Genomic DNA, 3,321 nt, shown 5'->3' on the forward strand with positions numbered 1-3,321 from the left:
GTTCCTGATCGTGTGCAAGGAATTGATTTAATGACATGGTTGCACCAACCGGGTAATGTTAATAATAGTGGAGTGATTCAATGACCCCAAAATTATGAATTAGAAGCCGGAACAAATTTTGCAGAAGTAGTTGGTAGTCTATTAATTGTGCTATTAGTGGCAGCTCCCGTTTTAATCTTAATTGGAATATATGTTACAAAAAAATGATAAAAGCAATGACACATCCTTATTCAATTGAATATTTAGACACACAGAAAAAAATGAAAAAAAACAATAAAACAAGCTAGAAAAGCACTGAAAAAAATGAATATAGCTNGTTCGGAAGGGACATGAAACATCCACAACATTAGCACGAGAACAAGAACGATGAGCTAATTTAATTGTTAATGCTGAAACAGATTTTCTTAAAGAAGAAAAACTTTTTAAAGCTCAGGATAATAAAAAACCAGTTGTGAAAAAATTAGTAACTACCGGTAAAAAATAAAAGTTATATAATGAAATTAGCAATAATTTCATTTTTTAAATATGTTATAATTTGGAAGGTGAGAAAAGGGGTTAAATTATGAGTAATTTTAATCAATTTGGTTTTAAGCGGTTTTTAAATTTAGGCCTTGCTGAATTAAAATTTGTTGAACCAACTATTGTGCAAGAAAAAGTAATGCCATTATTATTAAAACATCAAAATGTTATATGTAAGGCACATACAGGAACTGGAAAAACACTTGCGTTTTGTTTACCAATTTTAAATAATATAAATTATGAGCAAGCAAAAATTCAATCTATTATTGTAACCCCAACCCGTGAATTAGCAAAACAAATTTATGATAATATTCGTTTTTTTAAAAAATTTGAACCAAATTTACAAGTTAATTATTTTATTGGTGGCGAAGATATTAAACGTCAAATTGAACAATTGCAACGAATTCAACCCCACATTATTATTGCCACTCCAACGCGACTAAAAGATTTGTTTGAACAACAAAGTCTAAATTTAGGTAAATTAACAACTTTTATTATTGATGAATGTGATATGCTTTTTGATTTAGGTTTTATTGAAAATGTTGATTATATTTTAAGCAAAGTGAATCCTAATGTTCAAGTATCTGTTTTTTCTGCAACAATTCCGCCTGAGTTAAAACCTTTTTTAATCAAGTATTTAAAAAATCCACATTATTTAGATTTAAATGCCAATCAAATAACAAATCAAAACATTACACATATTTTAATTCCAACAAAACATCAAGAACGAGAAACAATTTTATTAAAACTTTTAAAAACATTTGATCCATATTTATGTTTAATTTTTGTTAATAAAAAAACAGATATTAATAAGTATTATGATTTGTTATTAGAACATAATTATTCTGTTATCCAATTACATGCTGGATTAGAACCACGATTACGAACACAAATTGTTAAACGAATTCGAAATTTAGAATATAAGTATGTTATTGCCAGTGATATTGCAGCGCGTGGAATTGATTTTATTGGTGTTAGTCATGTTATTTCAATTGATTTACCAAATGATTTCGAATATTATATTCATCGTAGTGGCCGTACTGGACGGGCAAATTATACTGGTTATAGTTATGTTCTTTATGATACAAAAAATTTAAATTTAGTGCAACAATTAATGACAAAAGGAATTACTTTTAAAACAAAGAAATGAAATCAACAAGGAGAATTGGTTGAAACAGTTCTTAGTGATGATAAGCCTAAAAAACAATCTTCTCTTGCAGTTGAGAATGAAATTAATAAAATTATTCATCGTTATAAAACAAACGATAATAATAAAAAAATTAAACCTGGTTATAAGAAAAAACGAAAAGCGGAAATTGATGAATTTAAAAAACAAGTTCGTCGAAATCACATTAAAGAATCAATTAAAAAAATTAAAAAAGAAAAAGCAAAAGAACGAGCAAATAAATTATTTAATAAAGATTAAAAAGAAAACTTAATGTTTTTTGTTAATGTTATTTTTTTAAACAAGAAACAAAAGTCTTTTTTTTTTTTTTTTTTTATAATTATTTTGTAGTTTTTAAAATTACAAAATATATTATGAAATTAATGAAATAGGAGGGAAATTATGACTCATAATGAAACAGTCGAAGCAACGCAAGGGAAAAAAGCGGAATTAAATAAAAAGATAGTTCATTTTTTTTCATTAAAAATGTTTCGTTATACTTTAATTAAAATGTTAAAGGCCCCATCAACATGAGTGATGTTTGTTTTAACATTAGTAGTAGGAATAATTATGGTTTTATCATTAGCTTTAGGAATAAGAGATGTTGCTAGTGGAAACTATATTTATGCTGCTAAATCATTATTTACTATTTATTCATGGATTTGATATATGTTATACTTTGGGTTAACATCAATGTTTATTGGTTTTAAAGCGGTACAGTTAATTCGTGATGAAATTGATGATGGAACATTATTAATTTTTTCATCAATTCCAATCTCACGAACAAGAATGATTATTGAAAAATGATTAGCTTTACAGTTATTATGCTTAATTTATTCACTAATTATTTTATTATTACCACCAATTTTATCATTCGGAATGGGGTCAAAAGGAACAGCATTTGGAAAAGTAATTTTAAGCAAAGTTAACTTTATGATTTTAACAAGTTTTATTTTACAATTATTTTTAACCACAATTGGCATTTTAATTTCTTTAGGATTAAATGCAAAAGGTGTTATCGGTATTTTATTTACAATTGGTTTTTTAACAGTAATTGGAGCGATGATTCCATTTATTTATAATGCAAGTAAAGGTGGTCAAGCATCACAATATTTGATTAAAACCGCAGATTTAGCAAAGAATCCTGTTAAATTTAAGGACTTTGATCTTAAAAAAACATATGATGATTTATTAAATCCGACTGGTTGACCAGTATGAAGTGTATCTGACGATAAACTTAGTATATCATTTTCGTATAGTAGTAAAAATATGGAAGCTTTTGATGTGACTTCATTAGCGCGGGATATTGATTTAGTGGTCACTAAATTACCTGCTACTGGAAACCCAATTTCTTGAAATGATGTTGTTACAGAAGTTAAAAAAACACCAAATGATTATCCAATATTAGCAAAATTAATTAATACTAATGTATTAGAATTTGATGGTTATAAGTCAATTAAATTTAATGTTGTTAAACCTACAATCGGTAATGAAGTTACATTTACAAATAATAGTGATAAAGAAATTAATATTTTATCGGATTTTTATAATAGACTTCTTGCATAACCTAGTAAAATAATTGTAAATATTTTTAAAAAGATACTAATAGCAAATTATAATTTTAATTAATTATGTCT

2 protein-coding genes and 1 pseudogene are annotated in these 3,321 nt (G+C 26.1%); all 3 read left to right on the forward strand.

Translation table 4 applies throughout. The annotated features are described in order from the left end of the window. Positions 1 to 210, forward strand: a pseudogene (locus tag EHU54_RS05035) (hypothetical protein); the annotation flags it as partial. Positions 211 to 562: 352 nt separating this feature from the next. Then, positions 563 to 1,945 carry a DEAD/DEAH box helicase gene (locus tag EHU54_RS05040; RefSeq protein ID WP_400249277.1) on the forward strand — a complete coding sequence of 461 codons (1,383 nt, stop codon included), beginning with the start codon at positions 563 to 565 and terminating at the stop codon, positions 1,943 to 1,945. Positions 1,946 to 2,086: 141 nt separating this feature from the next. Beyond that, entirely contained in the window at positions 2,087 to 3,250 is a 1,164-nt protein-coding gene (locus EHU54_RS05045; RefSeq protein WP_400249278.1) for an ABC transporter permease, read from the forward strand. The last annotated feature ends 71 nt before the right edge of the window (positions 3,251 to 3,321 follow it).

The sequence above is a fragment of the Spiroplasma sp. ald genome (genome assembly GCF_044714355.1).
Classification (GTDB): Bacteria; Bacillota_I; Bacilli_A; order Mycoplasmatales; family Mycoplasmataceae; genus Spiroplasma; species Spiroplasma phoeniceum.